Below are 14,790 nucleotides of genomic sequence, written 5' to 3' on the forward strand. Positions count from 1 at the left end.
TGGAGCGGATGACGAGACTCGAACTCGCGACCCTCACCTTGGCAAGGTGATGCGCTACCAACTGCGCTACATCCGCATTTTCGAAACCCTTAAGGCTTCCGGACTTCCCAACTAGGTTGGAAAACCCGTGGTGCGCGATACTGGGATTGAACCAGTGACCTCTTCCGTGTCAGGGAAGCGCTCTCCCACTGAGCTAATCGCGCGGGATAACCACCTTCTCAAAGGAAGGCGCGGAGCGGATGACGAGACTCGAACTCGCGACCCTCACCTTGGCAAGGTGATGCGCTACCAACTGCGCTACATCCGCATGCACCATGTTAAGCCGAAGCTTTCTGTGCGGTGCGAGTAAAAACATTATCCTGAACCGGCCCCGGTTTACAAATCGCCCGCTCACGGGGCGGTTCTGGGGCCATTCGCGGCAGCTTGTGACGCAAGCTAAATGACACCGCTGTCATCCCTGGCCGCACGTGCCCGCCGATACCGCCGTTTTACTGGGGATTCGTCGAATCACGCGGCACTGTGCTACATTTTAGCCCAGCACGGTCCCATGGCTCAGTGGAAGAGCGTTCCGTTCACACCGGAAAGGTCGCTGGTTCGATCCCAGCTGGGACCACCACTTATTTTTAAGAGCGTCTCCCCTCCTACGGGGAGGCGCTCTTTTTGTATCCGCGCCCTAGGATGGTGGCCATGGATATCAACGCTTTGCTAGGCCCCGACCGCCGCGAAGTCCGGGCGGTGATGGTGGCTACGGTGACTGGCTCGGCATCGGCGGCCGGGACCTCCGAGTCCCTGGGCAACGACACCGACGCGCAGCTCTTGCAGGGCCTGCGGGACTGGGCCGAGGTCATCGTGGTGGGTGCGTCCACCGTGCGCGCCGAGGACTACGGCGGCGCCACCTCCGCGGCAGGCACGCCGGCCCCGATCGCGGTCGTCACCGGCAGCGCCGACATGGATCCGCGCTCCCGCTTCTTCACCGACTACTCCACCGCCCCGCTGCTGCTGGTCCCGCACGCCGCGCTCGCCCAGGCCGAGGTCCGCGAGCGCACCCGCCGGCTGGAGGCCCAAGGCGCCGAGATCATCGACGCCGGGACGGCCAGCCCCGCCGACCTCCTGGCCTGCCTGCGGGCCCGGGGCTACGGGCGCATCGTCTGCGAGGGCGGGCCGGGCCTGCTCTCCCAGTTCGTGGCCGCCGATGCCGTCGACGCCTTCTACCTAACCCTCGATCCCACGGTCACCTCGGCGGTGGAGACCCCCGTCGTCCGCGCCGACGATGCCACCTCCTCCCGCACCACCCGGCTCACCCTGGACAATTGCGCCCCCGATGCCGACGGCACCGTGTTTCTGCGGTACCGCCGCGCGCGGAGGCCGTAAACTGGCTGGCCGTGAGTACCAGTTTCCTGTCTTCCGCGTGGACTTCCCGCACCGCGCTCGCCCCCGGCCGCCCCATCCAGCTGCCCGCCGGCCTCAACCTGGCCGCCTGGCCGCTGGCCATCTTGTTGGTGCTCAACACCGTGCTGGTCCGTGCCTTCAACGGCGCGCCCACGGATGACTTCAGTACGGTCTACTACGCCGTGCGCCGGGCGCTCGACGGCCAGGCCGTCTACGAGCAGGCCTACCACCACGTCGACCCGCTCTACCTCTACAACCCCGGCGCCACGCTGCTGCTCTACCCGCTGGGCCTGGTGGAGAACTTCAGCCTGGCCCGCGGGCTGTTCATCCTGGTCAACGCGGCGGCGATCGTCGGCGCGCTGGCGGTTCTGGCCTGCCTGGTAGGCCACCGCCTGTCCAGCCCGCTGTGGCCGGCAAGCATCGCGCTGGCCTTTGCCACCGAGTCCGTTATCAACACGCTGACCTTCGCCAATATCAACGGCCTCCTGCTGCTAGCGCTCAGCGGCTTCCTGGCGCTGGGCCTGCGCGGCCGGGCCGGCCGCGGGGGCCGGGGTGTGGGTTCCGGCCTGTGGGCGGGCATCGTGCTGGGCCTGGCCATTACCGTCAAGCCGCAGTTCGCCCCGCTGCTGGTGCTGCCGCTGGTCAAGGCCCGCTGGTCCACCGTGGCCGCCGGCCTGGCGGTGCCGGTGGGGCTCAACGCCCTGGCCTGGCCGGTCATCCCGGACGCCGGGGACTACCTGCGCCGGCTGGTGCCCTACCTGGGCACCACCCGCGACTACGCCAACTCCTCCTGGGACGGCCTGCGCGCCTATTTCGACCTGCCCGGCTGGGCCTACTACCCCGTGTGGGTGCTGGCCGCGGCCCTAGTCGCCGTCGCCGTCGTGCTGCTGTTGCGCTGGCGCAACACCGACCCGGTCCTGTGGGCGCTGACGACCACCGGCGTGCTGCTGGTCGGCATCTTCTTCCTGTCCTCGCTGGGCCAGCAGTACTACTCGATGTGGCTGTTCCCGCTGATGTTTACCGCGGTGCTGCCGCGCAGCGTTTTTCATTCATGGCTCGCCTGGGCCGCCGCGGCCTGCTTCCTGCTGCCCGTGACGTGGACGTCCACCCACTGGCCGGACGCGGGGCGCTGGGCGAATTTCTTCCTGGGCACCGCCGGGTGGTTCCTGCTCATCGTGGCCTGCGCGGCCAGCGTGACCGGCTGGTACCTGGGCCAGCGCCGCAGCGCCGGTTACACTGGGCGGCATGACCAACCAGCCCACTGATTTCAAGCTCATCGCCGACGCCGACTGGAAAAAGCGCCTAAGCGACGAGGAATACTACGTCCTGCGCCAGGGCGGCACCGAGCCGCCGCACGTCGGCAAGTACACCGACACCACCACCGAGGGCGTGTACTCCTGCCGCGCCTGCGGCGCCGAGCTGTTCCGCTCTACCGAAAAATTCGCCTCCCACTGCGGGTGGCCGTCCTTCTACTCCCCCAAGGACGTCGACACGGTCATCGAGCGCGAGGACCGCTCGCTCGGCATGGTGCGCACCGAGGTGCTGTGTGCCAACTGCCACTCGCACCTGGGCCACGTCTTCGCCGGCGAGGGCTACGACACCCCCACCGACCTGCGTTACTGCATTAACTCTATCTGCCTGGACCTCGACGAGCGCGAGGTCTAGCCGCGGCTTAAGGCAGGACCTTGATGAGTTCTGCCACGTCCGCGACGCGGCGCCCGGTGTGGAACGGGATTTCCTCGCGCACGTGGTTGCGGGCCTCGGTGTAGCGCATGACGTACATCAGGTCGACGATCCGGTCGAGGCTCGGGGCCTCGAAGGCCAGGATCCACTCGTAGTCGCCCAGAGCGAAGGCCGGGACCGTGTTGGCGCGGACGTCGGCATAATCGTGCGCTGCCATGCCGTGCTCGACCAGGATCTTGCGGCGCTTTTCCTCGTCCATGATGTACCAGTCGTAGGAGCGCACGAACGGGTAGACGGCAATCCAGTCGCCCGGCTCCTCGCCCATGATGAACGACGGCAGGTGCGACTTATTGAATTCCGCCGGGCGGTGCAGGGCGTTGCCCACCCAGGTCACGTCGGTGACCTGGCCGAGGACCGTGGTGCGGCGGAAGTCCGCGAAGGCGCGCTGCAGGTCCTCGAATTCCTCGGCGTGCCACCAGATCATGAAATCGGCGCTATCGCGCATGCCGGACAGGTCGTAGATACCGCGGACGGTGACCTTGCCTTCCTCCGCCAGGCGGGCGAAGAAGTCCTGGGCCTGGGCGATGATGTCGTCGCGCTCGGTACCCAAGGCCCCCGGGATGGCGCGGAACACCGCGTGCTGGGAGTACTGCTGGACCTCGTTGAGCTTCTTAAAATCGAGCTTCGCCATGGACAATCCCCTTTCAAAGGACGTTCGAGTCTGACTAGGACATGACCCCTCCAGTATCCACCATTAGTTGGATACTTGGCCAACTGGGGGCACGGCGCGCCTCCCACCAGTGGCGCCGGGGAAAATATAGCTTGATTCATTGTGAACATTTCCGAGAGTTCCCAGCCGCACAGCGCCTCCCCTGCCGCTAACGATGCCCCCGCCGACGGCGAGACCACCACGCCGGCCACCTTCAACCGTGCCGTGGAGTCCATGCATCAGGCTCGCTTGCGCCCCGAGATTTCCCTAGGATCCATCCGCCCGCCGCAGCGCCTGGCCCCGTATAGCCACGCCATCGGGCTCGAGGTCGACCGCGGCGCGGACGATGCCGACTCCATCCCCACCGACAGCAGCGGCGACGCCTTCGGCCGCCTCATCCTCCTCCACGATCCGGGCGCCGAGGAGGCCTGGGACGGGCCCATGCGCCTGGTCGCCTATATCCAGGCCGACATGGACCCGGACGTCGCCGGCGATCCCCTCCTGCCGGACGTGGCCTGGGAGTGGCTGACCGAGGGCATGGCCCACAGCGATGCCCGCCACACTAATTTGGGTGGCACCGTCACCTCGACCGCCTCGGTGCGCTACGGCGAAATCGGCGGCCCGCCGCGCGCCTACCAGCTCGAGATGCGCGCCTCCTGGACCGCAGAAGACCTGGAACTGGGCCCGCACGTGGAGGCCTTTGCCGCCGTGCTGGCGAACGTGGCCGGCCTTCCGCCGGAGGGCGTTACCCAGTTAGGGCGCGGATAAGCCAGCGCGCGGGTAGCCTGGCATATCATGAGCGAGCTTAGACGAGTACCGGCGCAGGGCATCCCGCCGGTCGCCAGCACCCCGCAGGAGATCGCCGCAGCCGCCACCCGGCTGTTAGGCGGTACCGGGCCGCTGGCCGTCGACACGGAGCGCGCCGGCGCCTACCGCTACAACGACCGCGCCTTCCTCCTCCAGCTGCACCGCGCCGGGGCCGGCACCGTGCTCATCGACCCCGAGGGCAACGCCGAGGCCGTTAGGGACCACGTCGGCGACGCCATCAACGGCCAGCCCTGGGTGCTGCACGCCGCCAAGACGGATCTTCCCTGCCTGGCCTGGCTGGGGCTCAAGCCCGGCTCGCTGTTTGATACCGAGGTCGCCGCCCGCATGGCCGGTTTCGAGCACCCCAACTTGGGCCACATGGTCGACGAGATTCTGGGCATCGAGCTGGAAAAAGCCCACGGCTACGTGGACTGGTCCACCCGGCCGCTGCCGCAGGACTGGCTGGCCTATGCCGCCCTCGACGTCGAATTCCTTCTCCCCCTGGCCGAGACCCTCCAGGACGTACTGGCCGAGGAGGAGAAACTCGACTGGGCGCTGCAGGAATTCGACGCGCTTATCGCCGAGCACGCCGGGACCACCGCCCCGGAGCCCGGCTCTTGGCGCGAGCTCAAGGGCCTGAGCACCCTGCGGCGCGGCGAGCAGCTGGCCGTGGCCAAGGCGCTGTGGATTAAGCGCGACGCGTTAAGCGCGCACCGCGACATCGCCCCGCCGCGGGTTTTGGGCAACAAGGTGCTCATCGATGTCGCCCGCACGCTGCCGGACTCGCCGGCCGAACTGGCGCGCGTCAAGGGCTTTCCCCGCAAGCGGAAGTCGGCCACGCAGCTGTGGTGGGACGTCGTCGAGCGCGCCCGCGACCTGCCGGCCAGCGACTGGCCGCGCCCCCAGCGCACCCGCCGCGAGGTTCCCGGAAAGGCCGCCTGGCCGGCCGAGCTCTGGGAGCTCTACCAGGCCGCCCGCCAAGACTTCACCGACCTGGGCCAGGATCTGGCCGTCGACGACTCGCTGCTCATTAAGCCCGCCACCCTGCGGGCAGCGATTTGGGCCGCCCTCGGGCCCAAGGCGCACCTCACCGACACCGCCGACCTGGTCGACTTTCTGGTTGCCGCGGGCGTGCGACCGTGGCAGCTGGACTGGGCCGTGCCGATTATCGCGCGGCGCATCACCAGCTTCTAGCGCAGCCACTCCCCAATGGACTCGGCGATGCCCTCCGGCGCCAGCCCGACGTCCTCCAGCAGCTGCCCGCGGGAGGCGTGCAGCGGGAAGTAGTTCGGGAAGGCGAGGCGGCGCAGCGGGGTGTCCACCTGGGCATCGCTGAGCTTTTCGGCCACCAGCGAGCCGATGCCGCCGCGCTTGATGCCGTCTTCCACCGTGACCACCAGGCGGTAGTCCGCCGCCAGGCGCACCACGGCCTCCGGCACGGGCGCGACCCAGCGCGGGTCGACGACCGTCACGCCGACGCCCTGCTCGGCCAGGAGCTTCGCCGCCGCGATGCTGCGCGCCGACATCGCCCCGACCGAGACGATGAGCACGTCGCGGCTGCTGTCGGCATCGCCGGCGGACGCGCCGGCCACGTTGGTGTAGATGACGTCGGTGCCGTCCTCGAGCGTGTCGACGGCGTCCATGTCGTCGAGCAGGTTGCCCTTCGGGAAGCGCACCACGCTGGGCCCGTCGGAGATCTCCAGGGACTCGTTGAACAGCTCCCGCAGGCGCTTGCCGTCGCGCGGGGCGGCCACGCGCATGCCCGGGACGATGCTGGTCAAGGCCATGTCCCAGACGCCGTTGTGGCTAGCACCGTCCGATCCGGTCACGCCCGCGCGATCCAGCACCACGGTCACCGGCAGCCCCAGCAGGGCGATATCCATGAGCAGCTGGTCGAAGCCGCGGTTCAAGAACGTCGAATAGACGGCCACCACCGGGTGGAGGCCGCCTAGGGCCAGCCCGGAGGCCGAGGCCATCGCGTGCGCCTCGGCAATGCCGACGTCGTAGAAGCGGTCCGGGAAGCGCTCCGCGAAAGGCATCAGGCCGGTCGGGCCGGCCATGGCCGCGGTGATGGCCACGATGTCGTCGCGGCGCTCGGCAGCCTTAATCAGCTCCTCGGAAAACGCCGCGGTCCAGCCCGGCTGGCTCTTGCCCTTCGGCACGCCGGTGACCGGGTCAATGGCGCCGGTCGAATGCATCTGGTCCTTGGGCTCGTTGACCGCCGGAGCGAACCCGTGGCCCTTCTCGGTGACCACGTGGACGATGATGGGCCCCTCGAAGTCACGCGCGTAGCGGAACGCGTGGTTGAGCGCCTCGAGGTCGTGGCCGTTGATGGGCCCAATGTACTTCATGCCCAGCTCGGGGAACATCTCCGTGGGCAAGACGGAGGACTTGACGCCCTCCTTGAAGGCATGGAGGGCATCGAAGGCGCGCTCGCCGAACCAGCCCATCGACTTGAGTGTCTTCTTGCCGTGGGCCATCAGCTCGTCGTAGCCGTGCTGGGAGCGGATACGCCCCAGGTTCTCCGACAGGCCGCCGATGGTCGGCGCGTAGCTGCGGCCGTTGTCGTTGACCACGATGACGGCGTTGCGGTCCTTGTCCGCCGAGATGTTGTTGAGCGCCTCCCAGCACATGCCGCCGGTCAGGGCGCCGTCGCCCACGATGGCGATGGCGTTGCGGTGCGGCTCGCCTGCCAGGCGGAAGGCCTTGGACAGCCCGTCGACCACGGAGATCGACGCCGAGGCGTGCGAGGACTCCGTCCAGTCGTGCTCGGACTCGGCCCGCCGCGTGTAGCCGGACAGCCCGCCCTTTTGCCGCAGGCTGTCGAAGTCGCCGGCGCGGCCGGTGAGCATCTTGTGTACATAAGACTGGTGCGAGGTGTCGAAGACCATCGCGTCCTGGGGCGAGTTGAACGTGTAGTGCAAAGCGATGCTCAGCTCCACCACGCCCAGGTTCGGCCCCAGGTGTCCGCCGGTGGCGGAGACCTTCTCAATGAGCAGCTGGCGGATCTCCGCAGCTAGCTGTTCCAGCTCATCGCCATCGAGCTTTTTGAGATCCTTCGGCGAGTCAATCGAATCAATGATTCTCATGGAGTGCTCAACTACTCCTTTGCTTAAATCGCAGCGGTACCCCGCTTGTTTTATTTTCTACCGTACATCGTGGCCCGGCCGCGGGGTCAAAAGCACCAGGGTCTCGAAGTGGTGCGTGCCGGGGAAAGCGTTAACGACGACCATCCGGTCAATGCCGTAGCCCGCCTCGACCCAGGCGGACAGGTCGCGGGACAGGGCGGCCGGATCGCAGCCGATGTGCACGACGCGATTCGGGGTGGCCTCGGCAATGCGGGCCACGACCTCGGCCCCGGCGCCGACGCGCGGCGGGTCCAGGACGACGGCATCGGCGGGCGGCAGCTGGCCGATGACCTTGTCGACGCGGGCGGATTTGACCCGCACCGCGTACTCGGCCAGGCCGGGCTGCTGATCCGGGCGGGCGGCCGGCGACAGGTCCACCGAGTAGGTCTCCGCGCCGCCGGTGGCCGCGCTCAACGTGGGCACGAAGAGCCCGACGCCGCCGTACAGGTCCCAGGCCGGCCCGTGGCCGGTGCCCAAAAGCTCCGCGACCAGGCCGGTGTAGGCCTCCGGCGCGCCGCGGTGGGCCTGCCAGAAGGCAGTCGCCGGGAACTCGAAGCGGTGCCCGTCGACCTCCTCGACTACGCCGGCGGTTCCCTCGACGACCTGCTCGATCTTTTCCACCCGCTTGCCGCGCGGGCCCTTGCGGGTCTCAATCACGTGGCGGGCCCCGGTGCTATCCAGCACCGCGATGACTTCTGCGCCCGGCGTGAACGTGCGCGCGCCCGGCCCCACGATGCCGTCTACCAGCCCGGGCGCCAGCTGCGTGCAGGCGACGTCGGTAACCAGGTCGTTGGAGGCGCGCTTGCGGGTGCCGGCCCGCCCGCGGGAGTCGACGCCCAAGCGCACGCGGGTGCGCCAGCCGCGGTGCGGCGGCAGCTCGCGCAGCTCCAGCTCCGGCAGCTCTCCGTCGGCGCCCAGGTGACCGACGCGGGCCAGCTGGTCGCGCAGGACGTCGGCCTTGATGCCAAGTTCCTGGGCCGGGTCGACCTCCGCGAAGTCGCAGCAGCCCGCCCCCGCCGCGGCGGCCGGGCAGGCCGAGTCCACGCGGGCCGGGCCGGCGGTGGCTACCTCGGTGACGGTGCCGCGCAGCAGGGATTTTTTGACCTTGTCGAGGCGCACGACGACCTCGTCGCCGGGGAAACCGCCCCGGGCGAAGACGATGCGCCCGTCGTCCGCGCGGCCGATGCCCTCCCCGCCGTGGGCCATGCGGTCGATGCGCAGGCGGATATCGTCGCCTGCCTGGTAGTTCGCAGTCTCCATTAGTCTCGTTGTCCGTTCGTCTCGAGGGGTGGTTGTTCTTCTTCGGCCTCAATGACCCGGTTGGCCCGGCGCACCAAGAAGATAGTCAGGAGGGTGACCAGGCCGGTCAGCGGCCACCCCATGAGGATGCGGGTAATGCCCAGCGCGGTGGTCTCGCCGGCGTTGTAGATGCCGTTTTGGACCACGAAGCGGGCCAGGAAGACCACGGCCCAGCCGGCGGTCGCGAGCGCATAGGCGCGCCGCGCGGCCGGGATCTGGCGCCAGGCCATGTCCTCGCCGTTGATGCCCTTCCAGATAACGCCCACCGCCGGCCAGCGCACCAGGATGGACACGACCGCGGCGATGCACAGCACCAACGAGGCCCAGATCCCGTACAGGAAGTAGCCCTTCGCGTCGCCGGTGGCATAAGCGATGCCCGCGCAGATCGCCACGCCCAGCAGGCCGGAGATGGCCGGCTGGAGCGATTCCTTGCGCGCCACGCGCCAGATGGCCACCGCCACGGCCACGCCGATGGCGGCCAGCAGCGCGGGAACTAGACCCCGCATGCTGTTGACGGGGATGAGCACGACCACCGGCAGCGTCGCCGCCACCAGCCCGGTCACTCCGCCCATCTGCTCGAGCAGGGTCTGGTCCTCGAGGGGTTTGTTTTCAGCCACGTGAGTCTTTCTGGGGTTCTAGCTAGCGGTCGGAGTTGTCGTCGCCGGCGTCCTGCGAGTCAGCGTTGTCGGCGCCGTCAGTGTTGCCGTCGGCGTTGGCCGCGCCGGCGGAGTTGCCGGTGCCGTTACTCAGCAGGCGCCACATCTGCTCGCGCAGTTGCTTCTCGCGCTCTTCGTCGGCGGCGGTGCGCTGGCCGTCCGAGCCGGCGTTGCCCGCGTTGGCGGCGTTGCCCGTGCTGCCTGCATTGGCGTTGGCGTTGCCTGCGTTGGCGTTGCCTGAGTTGGCGTTGCCGGCCTGGCGCTGCTGCATAGCCTTCTGCAGCTGCTCGACCAGCGCCGGCGGCATGACCACGCGCAGGGCGTTGCCGGCGAGGATCGGCTCATCGCCGCGGTAGACGAAGGTGCGGGCGACCAGCTCGCGGCCGATCCGCGCCAGCTCCTCCGACTTGCCCTTCGGCGCGGCCAGGGTCACCCGCAGCATCCAGCGCGGGCCCTCCACGCCGATGATGCGGATCTCGCCGTTGTCGTTCGAACCAACAATCTCGGTGCCCCACGGCCCTTTCTCCAGGCGGGTCGGCAGGCCGTCATTCTCGATGCCCTGGATGAGCTCCTTGGCCGCGGACTCCCACTGCCCGCTCGAGCGCGGGGCGGCGAAGGCCACCGGGGTAATCCGCCCCGCGGTGGTGACGATGTGGAGCATCTTCGGGCCCTTCTCGCCCATTTCCACCTGGACCTGCGAGCCCTTCGGCAGCGCGATCTTCATCGAGCCCAAGTCGAGCGTGCCGGCGGAGAAATCGCTGAAGTCGAAGTCCTCGTAGTTCAGGCTGTCGCCGTCAAAGGGGCCGGTGTCCCCGCCGACGGCGTCGTGCTCGACGACGTTGATGTTAATTCCCGCAGCGCCCGGGAAACCGTTGGCTACCGCGGCATCGCCGGGCGTATCCGGCACGTCATCCAGGCGGTCGACGGGTGCGTTATCCGGCGCCTGGTCCGCCGCCGGTTCTGCCGCGGACGCCGTAGTGTCGTGGTTGTCTTTGTTCTTCTTGCCAAAAGGCCACAAAGCCATGGTTGAAAAGTCCTTTACTGATCGACGTCTATCCGTTCCACTTAGCCCCTCGCCGCGGGGCCTACACGCCGGTCGAGCCGTAACCGCCGTCGCCGCGGACGGTTTCGTCCAGCTCCGTAACTTCCACGAACTCGGCCAGCTCCACCTTCTGGATCACCAGCTGGGCGATGCGCATCCCGCGCGTTACCTCAATCGGCGTGGCCGGATCGAGGTTAATCAGGCAGACCTTGATCTCGCCGCGGTAGTCGGCATCGATGGTGCCCGGGGTGTTGACAATGGAAAGCCCCTGCTTGGCGGCCAGGCCCGAGCGCGGGTGCACCAGGCCGACGGTGCCCACCGGCAGCGCCAGGGCGATGCCCGTGCCCACCAGCGCGCGCTCCCCCGGGGCGAGGGTCACGTCCTCGGCGGCGTAGAGATCGGCGCCGGCGTCGCCACGGTGGGCGCGGCGCGGCATCGGCAACTCGGGGTCGAGGCGTTTGATCTGGACGGAGAGGTTTGAATCCGGAGTGCTAGTCACGCCCGATAGCCTACCTTCCCGGCCCGGCAACTTTGCCTTGTGCCCCGGGCCGTGCGATAGACTGGCTTACCGTGAAACCTGCGGACAATAGTGGCAACGACCTGAACCCCAGCGCGAATTCCGAGGTCATCTACCAGGAACGCCAGTGGGTGCCTTGGTATTTCTGGGTGCTGGCGGCCATCGTCATCGCCGTGACCACCGCAACGGTCGGGCTAAACCGGTCGGGCATTTGGCCGCTAACCGCCGCCATCGTGCTCATCGCGGTGGCCGTGTGGGTGCTGGTCTCCTGGTCCTCGACCGTCGTCACCGTGGAAAAGGACCCCGACGGCACCCGCTGGCTCAGCGTGAAAGACGCCCAGTTGCCCAGCGATGTCGTGGCCCGCTCGCTGGCCGTTCCCAAGTCGGCCCGCCGCAACGCGCTGGGACCGCAGCTGGATCCCGCGGCGTTCCTCTCGACCCACGAGTGGGTGGATGAGCTCGCCATGTTCGTCCTCGACGACCCGGATGACCCGACCCCCTACTGGCTCATCGCCAGCAAGGACCCGGCCACGCTCATCGAGGCTTTCGTCCCCGAGCAAGCAGAGCAGGCCCCGCGCAGTTATCGCAGCGCCTAGTAGCGCCTTAAAACGCCTAGGCGCAGTCCATGCAGACCTTGTCGCCGTCTTCCTCGTAGGACAGGCGCTTGTTGTCCTGGACCAGGAAGCAGACCGAGCAGGTGAACTCGTTGTCCTGGCGCGGCACGACCGTCACGTTGAGTTCTTCACCGCTCAGATCGACTGTCGGCGGCTCGAAGGGCTCGACGATTTCGCCGTCGTCGTCCATGGCGCTGCTTTCGCTCTCGGCGGCCTTCAGCCCCTCCAGGGAATCGGTCTCCAATTCGTCTTCCACGCGCCGCCGCGGTGCGTCGTAATCGGTTGCCATAACTGCACGCTCCAATCGGTTTTTCATGCAAACTTGTGCAGGGAAATCAACTATGTCGATCGCGCATACTAAAGCACAATCGCCCCGCTGTCACACTCGCAGGTAGAACCCACGAAAGTGGGTACCCCCTTACAGCCTTTAACCCTGCGCTCGCGGCGCCATGCGCTACACTTTCCGGCATGCACACGAGTGAGGATTCGACCGCCGGAAATGCCCCGCTAGCCTACGGGATCGACATCGGCGGTTCCGGGATCAAGGGAGCCATTGTGGACCTGGAATCCGGGCAGCTACACTCCGCCCGGCAGAAGATCGCCACTCCCCAGCCTTCTACCCCCGCGGCCGTGGCCGCGACCGTCGCCGAAGTCGTGGACCACCACGGCTGGGAAGGCCCCGTCGGTATTACGGTGCCGGCCATCGTGCGCGACGGCATCGTCCAGTCCGCGGCCAACATCGACCCCAGCTGGATCGGCGTCGACGCCCAGGCCCTCTTCCGCGACCAGCTCGGCGGGCGCGAGGTCGTCGTGCTTAACGATGCCGACGCCGCCGGCCTCGCCGAAGCCGCCCACGGCGATCCCGTCGCCCGCCAGGGCGCGGCCATCTTTCTGACCATCGGCACCGGCATCGGCTCGGCCTTCCTCCTCGACGGCCGGCTCTTCCCCAACACCGAGCTAGGCCACCTGGAGGTCAAGGGCAAGGAGGCCGAGCACGTGGCATCGTCAGCCGCCAAAGAGCGCGAGGACTTAAGCTTTAAAAAGTGGGCCAAACGCCTCAACCGCGTGCTGTATACCTACGAGAAGCTGTTTAACCCGCAGGTTTTTATCATCGGCGGCGGGATCTCGCGCAAATTCGAAAAATGGGGCCCGCACCTGTCCATCGATACCCCGATCGTGCCAGCGCAACTGCGCAACGAAGCCGGCATTATCGGCGCGGCGATGGCCGTTAACGCACACGTGCAACCCTAAGATAAAACTAAGATGAGGCGGCGGGAGCACGACCCCGCTGTCACAAGAGTCGACCAGAATGCTCTATACTGGACGGTCGATCGTAACTAGATAAACCGACCGCCACTGCGCGGTATAGGTTTTGACTGTAACAATTAAGGCGAAAGGGCGTACGTGGCAGCCACTGATTCTTCCGACAAGGTACTCGGCGAGGACGCAGAGGCAAATACCCCTGCGGGAAAGCCTGCCGCCAAGACGGCAAAGAAGACGGCCAAAAAGACCGCCAAGAAGACCACTAAGAAGTCGGCGAAGAAGACCGCCAAGAAGACGGCGAAGAAAACGGCCAAGAAGTCGGCTAAAAAGACCGCCAAGAAGTCGACCCGTAAGGCTGCGCCGAAGAAAGCGGCCACCAAGAAGGCCAAGGACGACGAGCAGAACCTCGCCGCCACCGCGGCCGAGGAGCAAAAGCCGGAGACCGACGCCGAGGACGAGTTCGGCGCCAGCGTCACCGACGACGACTTCGAGCCGGACCACGCCGACTTGGAAGAGCACCTCGACGACGAGGAAGACGACCTGGCCGGCGACGTCGACGAGGAGGACGAGGAGAAAGACGACGGCTCCTCGATCTGGGACGAGGAAGAATCCGCCGCGCTGCGCCAGGCCCGCAAGGACGCCCAGCTGACCGCCTCCGCGGACTCCGTGCGCGCCTACCTCAAGCAGATCGGTAAGGTCGCCCTGCTGAACGCGGAGCAGGAGGTCTCGCTGGCCAAGCGCATCGAGGCCGGCCTCTACGCCCAGCACCGCATGGACGAGATGCAAAAGGCCCTCGCCGACGGCGACAAGGACGCCAAGCTCTCCCCGTCGCTCAAGCGCGACCTGCGCACCATCTCCCGCGACGGCCGCAAGGCCAAGAACCACCTGCTGGAGGCCAACCTTCGCCTGGTGGTCTCCCTGGCCAAGCGCTACACCGGCCGCGGCATGGCCTTCCTCGACCTCATCCAGGAAGGCAACCTGGGCCTTATCCGCGCGGTGGAGAAGTTCGACTACACCAAGGGCTACAAGTTCTCCACCTACGCCACCTGGTGGATCCGCCAGGCCATTACCCGCGCCATGGCCGACCAGGCCCGCACCATCCGCATCCCGGTGCACATGGTCGAGGTCATCAACAAGCTGGGCCGCATCCAGCGCGAGCTGCTGCAGGACCTGGGCCGCGAGCCCACCCCGCAGGAGCTGGCCAAGGAAATGGACATCACCGAGGAAAAGGTGCTGGAAATCCAGCAGTACGCCCGTGAGCCCATCTCGCTGGACCAGACCATCGGCGACGAGGGCGACAGCCAGCTGGGCGATTTCATCGAGGACTCCGAGGCCGTCATCGCCGTCGATGCCGTCTCGTTTACCCTCCTGCAGGACCAGCTCCAGGACGTGCTGACCACCCTGTCCGAGCGCGAGGCCGGCGTGGTGCGCCTGCGCTTCGGCCTGACCGACGGCATGCCGCGGACTTTAGACGAAATCGGCCAGGTATACGGCGTTACCCGCGAGCGTATCCGCCAGATCGAGTCCAAGACCATGTCGAAGCTGCGCCACCCCTCGCGCTCCCAGGTCTTGCGGGATTACCTCGACTAAAATGCCCACCCCGCCACCGAGCCCGAGCCTTGACCGACGTTTAAGGTTCGGGCTCAGTCGTGTCACTGCTACTGCCCACATTCTTGTTTCACC

Annotated in this window: 15 protein-coding genes and 4 tRNA genes; 9 read left to right on the forward strand and 10 right to left on the reverse strand. The window is 67.3% G+C overall.

Going from position 1 to position 14,790, the window contains the following annotated elements; genetic code table 11:
* The 3 genes from ACEE23_RS05675 to ACEE23_RS05685 form a co-directional block, all read right to left on the reverse strand.
* A tRNA-Gly gene (locus tag ACEE23_RS05675) sits at window positions 1–76 on the reverse strand.
* Window positions 77–128: 52 nt separating this feature from the next.
* A tRNA-Val gene (locus ACEE23_RS05680) sits at window positions 129–203 on the reverse strand.
* A gap of 31 nt (window positions 204–234) precedes the next feature.
* Window positions 235–307, reverse strand: a tRNA-Gly gene (locus ACEE23_RS05685).
* A gap of 234 nt (window positions 308–541) precedes the next feature.
* Here ACEE23_RS05685 and ACEE23_RS05690 point away from each other — a divergent pair.
* The 4 genes from ACEE23_RS05690 (at window position 542) to msrB (ending at window position 3,054) form a co-directional block, all read left to right on the forward strand.
* Window positions 542–616 (forward strand) — tRNA-Val (locus tag ACEE23_RS05690).
* A 71-nt stretch (window positions 617–687) separates the two neighbouring features.
* Window positions 688–1,371 carry a pyrimidine reductase family protein gene (locus tag ACEE23_RS05695; protein ID WP_368519215.1) on the forward strand — a complete coding sequence of 228 codons (684 nt, stop codon included), beginning with the start codon at window positions 688–690 and terminating at the stop codon, window positions 1,369–1,371.
* A gap of 80 nt (window positions 1,372–1,451) precedes the next feature.
* Window positions 1,452–2,654: a glycosyltransferase family 87 protein gene (locus tag ACEE23_RS05700; protein ID WP_448871240.1), complete on the forward strand. Its 1,203-nt coding sequence runs from the start codon at window positions 1,452–1,454 to the stop codon at window positions 2,652–2,654.
* Window positions 2,635–3,054, forward strand: a complete 420-nt coding sequence (gene msrB / locus ACEE23_RS05705; RefSeq protein WP_070768300.1) for a peptide-methionine (R)-S-oxide reductase MsrB — start codon at window positions 2,635–2,637, stop codon at window positions 3,052–3,054. Before ACEE23_RS05700 ends, msrB begins: the two co-directional genes overlap by 20 nt.
* A gap of 7 nt (window positions 3,055–3,061) precedes the next feature.
* Here the strand turns inward: msrB and hemQ are convergent, their stop codons facing one another.
* Window positions 3,062–3,763, reverse strand: coding sequence for a hydrogen peroxide-dependent heme synthase (gene hemQ / locus ACEE23_RS05710; protein ID WP_368519213.1), 702 nt, complete (start codon window positions 3,761–3,763; stop codon window positions 3,062–3,064).
* 141 nt (window positions 3,764–3,904) lie between these two features.
* On the opposite strand from hemQ, the gene ACEE23_RS05715 reads away from it, so the two are divergent.
* Window positions 3,905–4,549, forward strand: a complete 645-nt coding sequence (locus ACEE23_RS05715; protein WP_448871111.1) for a DUF3000 domain-containing protein — start codon at window positions 3,905–3,907, stop codon at window positions 4,547–4,549.
* Window positions 4,550–4,576: 27 nt separating this feature from the next.
* The gene (locus ACEE23_RS05720; RefSeq protein ID WP_368519211.1) at window positions 4,577–5,782 is read left to right on the forward strand and encodes an HRDC domain-containing protein; all 1,206 of its coding nucleotides are present in this window, start codon (window positions 4,577–4,579) and stop codon (window positions 5,780–5,782) included.
* Here the strand turns inward: ACEE23_RS05720 and dxs are convergent.
* From dxs to dut, 5 genes are all read right to left on the reverse strand, one after another.
* Window positions 5,779–7,677 carry a 1-deoxy-D-xylulose-5-phosphate synthase gene (gene dxs / locus ACEE23_RS05725; protein WP_368519210.1) on the reverse strand — a complete coding sequence of 633 codons (1,899 nt, stop codon included), beginning with the start codon at window positions 7,675–7,677 and terminating at the stop codon, window positions 5,779–5,781. The two genes, ACEE23_RS05720 and dxs, sit on opposite strands and share 4 nt — an antisense overlap.
* Before the next feature lie 57 nt (window positions 7,678–7,734).
* Entirely contained in the window at window positions 7,735–8,976 is a 1,242-nt protein-coding gene (locus tag ACEE23_RS05730; protein ID WP_448873546.1) for a class I SAM-dependent RNA methyltransferase, read from the reverse strand.
* The gene (locus ACEE23_RS05735) at window positions 8,976–9,587 is read right to left on the reverse strand and encodes a DUF3159 domain-containing protein (protein WP_368521246.1); all 612 of its coding nucleotides are present in this window, start codon (window positions 9,585–9,587) and stop codon (window positions 8,976–8,978) included. The genes ACEE23_RS05730 and ACEE23_RS05735 overlap by 1 nt, the downstream gene beginning before the upstream one ends.
* 67 nt (window positions 9,588–9,654) lie before the next feature.
* Window positions 9,655–10,695: a DUF3710 domain-containing protein gene (locus ACEE23_RS05740; protein WP_448871406.1), complete on the reverse strand. Its 1,041-nt coding sequence runs from the start codon at window positions 10,693–10,695 to the stop codon at window positions 9,655–9,657.
* A 61-nt stretch (window positions 10,696–10,756) separates the two neighbouring features.
* Window positions 10,757–11,212 carry a dUTP diphosphatase gene (dut, locus tag ACEE23_RS05745; protein WP_368519207.1) on the reverse strand — a complete coding sequence of 152 codons (456 nt, stop codon included), beginning with the start codon at window positions 11,210–11,212 and terminating at the stop codon, window positions 10,757–10,759.
* 71 nt (window positions 11,213–11,283) lie between these two features.
* On the opposite strand from dut, the gene ACEE23_RS05750 reads away from it, so the two are divergent.
* Window positions 11,284–11,826, forward strand: coding sequence for a DUF3093 domain-containing protein (locus ACEE23_RS05750; RefSeq protein ID WP_368521216.1), 543 nt, complete (start codon window positions 11,284–11,286; stop codon window positions 11,824–11,826).
* 16 nt (window positions 11,827–11,842) lie between these two features.
* Here ACEE23_RS05750 and ACEE23_RS05755 read toward each other — a convergent pair whose 3' ends face one another.
* Window positions 11,843–12,133, reverse strand: coding sequence for a DUF4193 domain-containing protein (locus ACEE23_RS05755; RefSeq protein WP_368519205.1), 291 nt, complete (start codon window positions 12,131–12,133; stop codon window positions 11,843–11,845).
* A 179-nt stretch (window positions 12,134–12,312) separates the two neighbouring features.
* Here ACEE23_RS05755 and ppgK point away from each other — a divergent pair, with 179 nt between their 5' ends.
* Window positions 12,313–13,095 (forward strand): polyphosphate--glucose phosphotransferase, encoded by a 783-nt coding sequence (gene ppgK / locus ACEE23_RS05760; RefSeq protein ID WP_368519204.1) that lies wholly within the window; start codon window positions 12,313–12,315, stop codon window positions 13,093–13,095.
* A gap of 153 nt (window positions 13,096–13,248) precedes the next feature.
* Window positions 13,249–14,697, forward strand: a complete 1,449-nt coding sequence (locus ACEE23_RS05765) for an RNA polymerase sigma factor (protein WP_448871409.1) — start codon at window positions 13,249–13,251, stop codon at window positions 14,695–14,697.
* Window positions 14,698–14,790: the final 93 nt, after the last annotated feature.

Source organism: Corynebacterium sp. 32222D000AT (assembly GCF_053546955.1).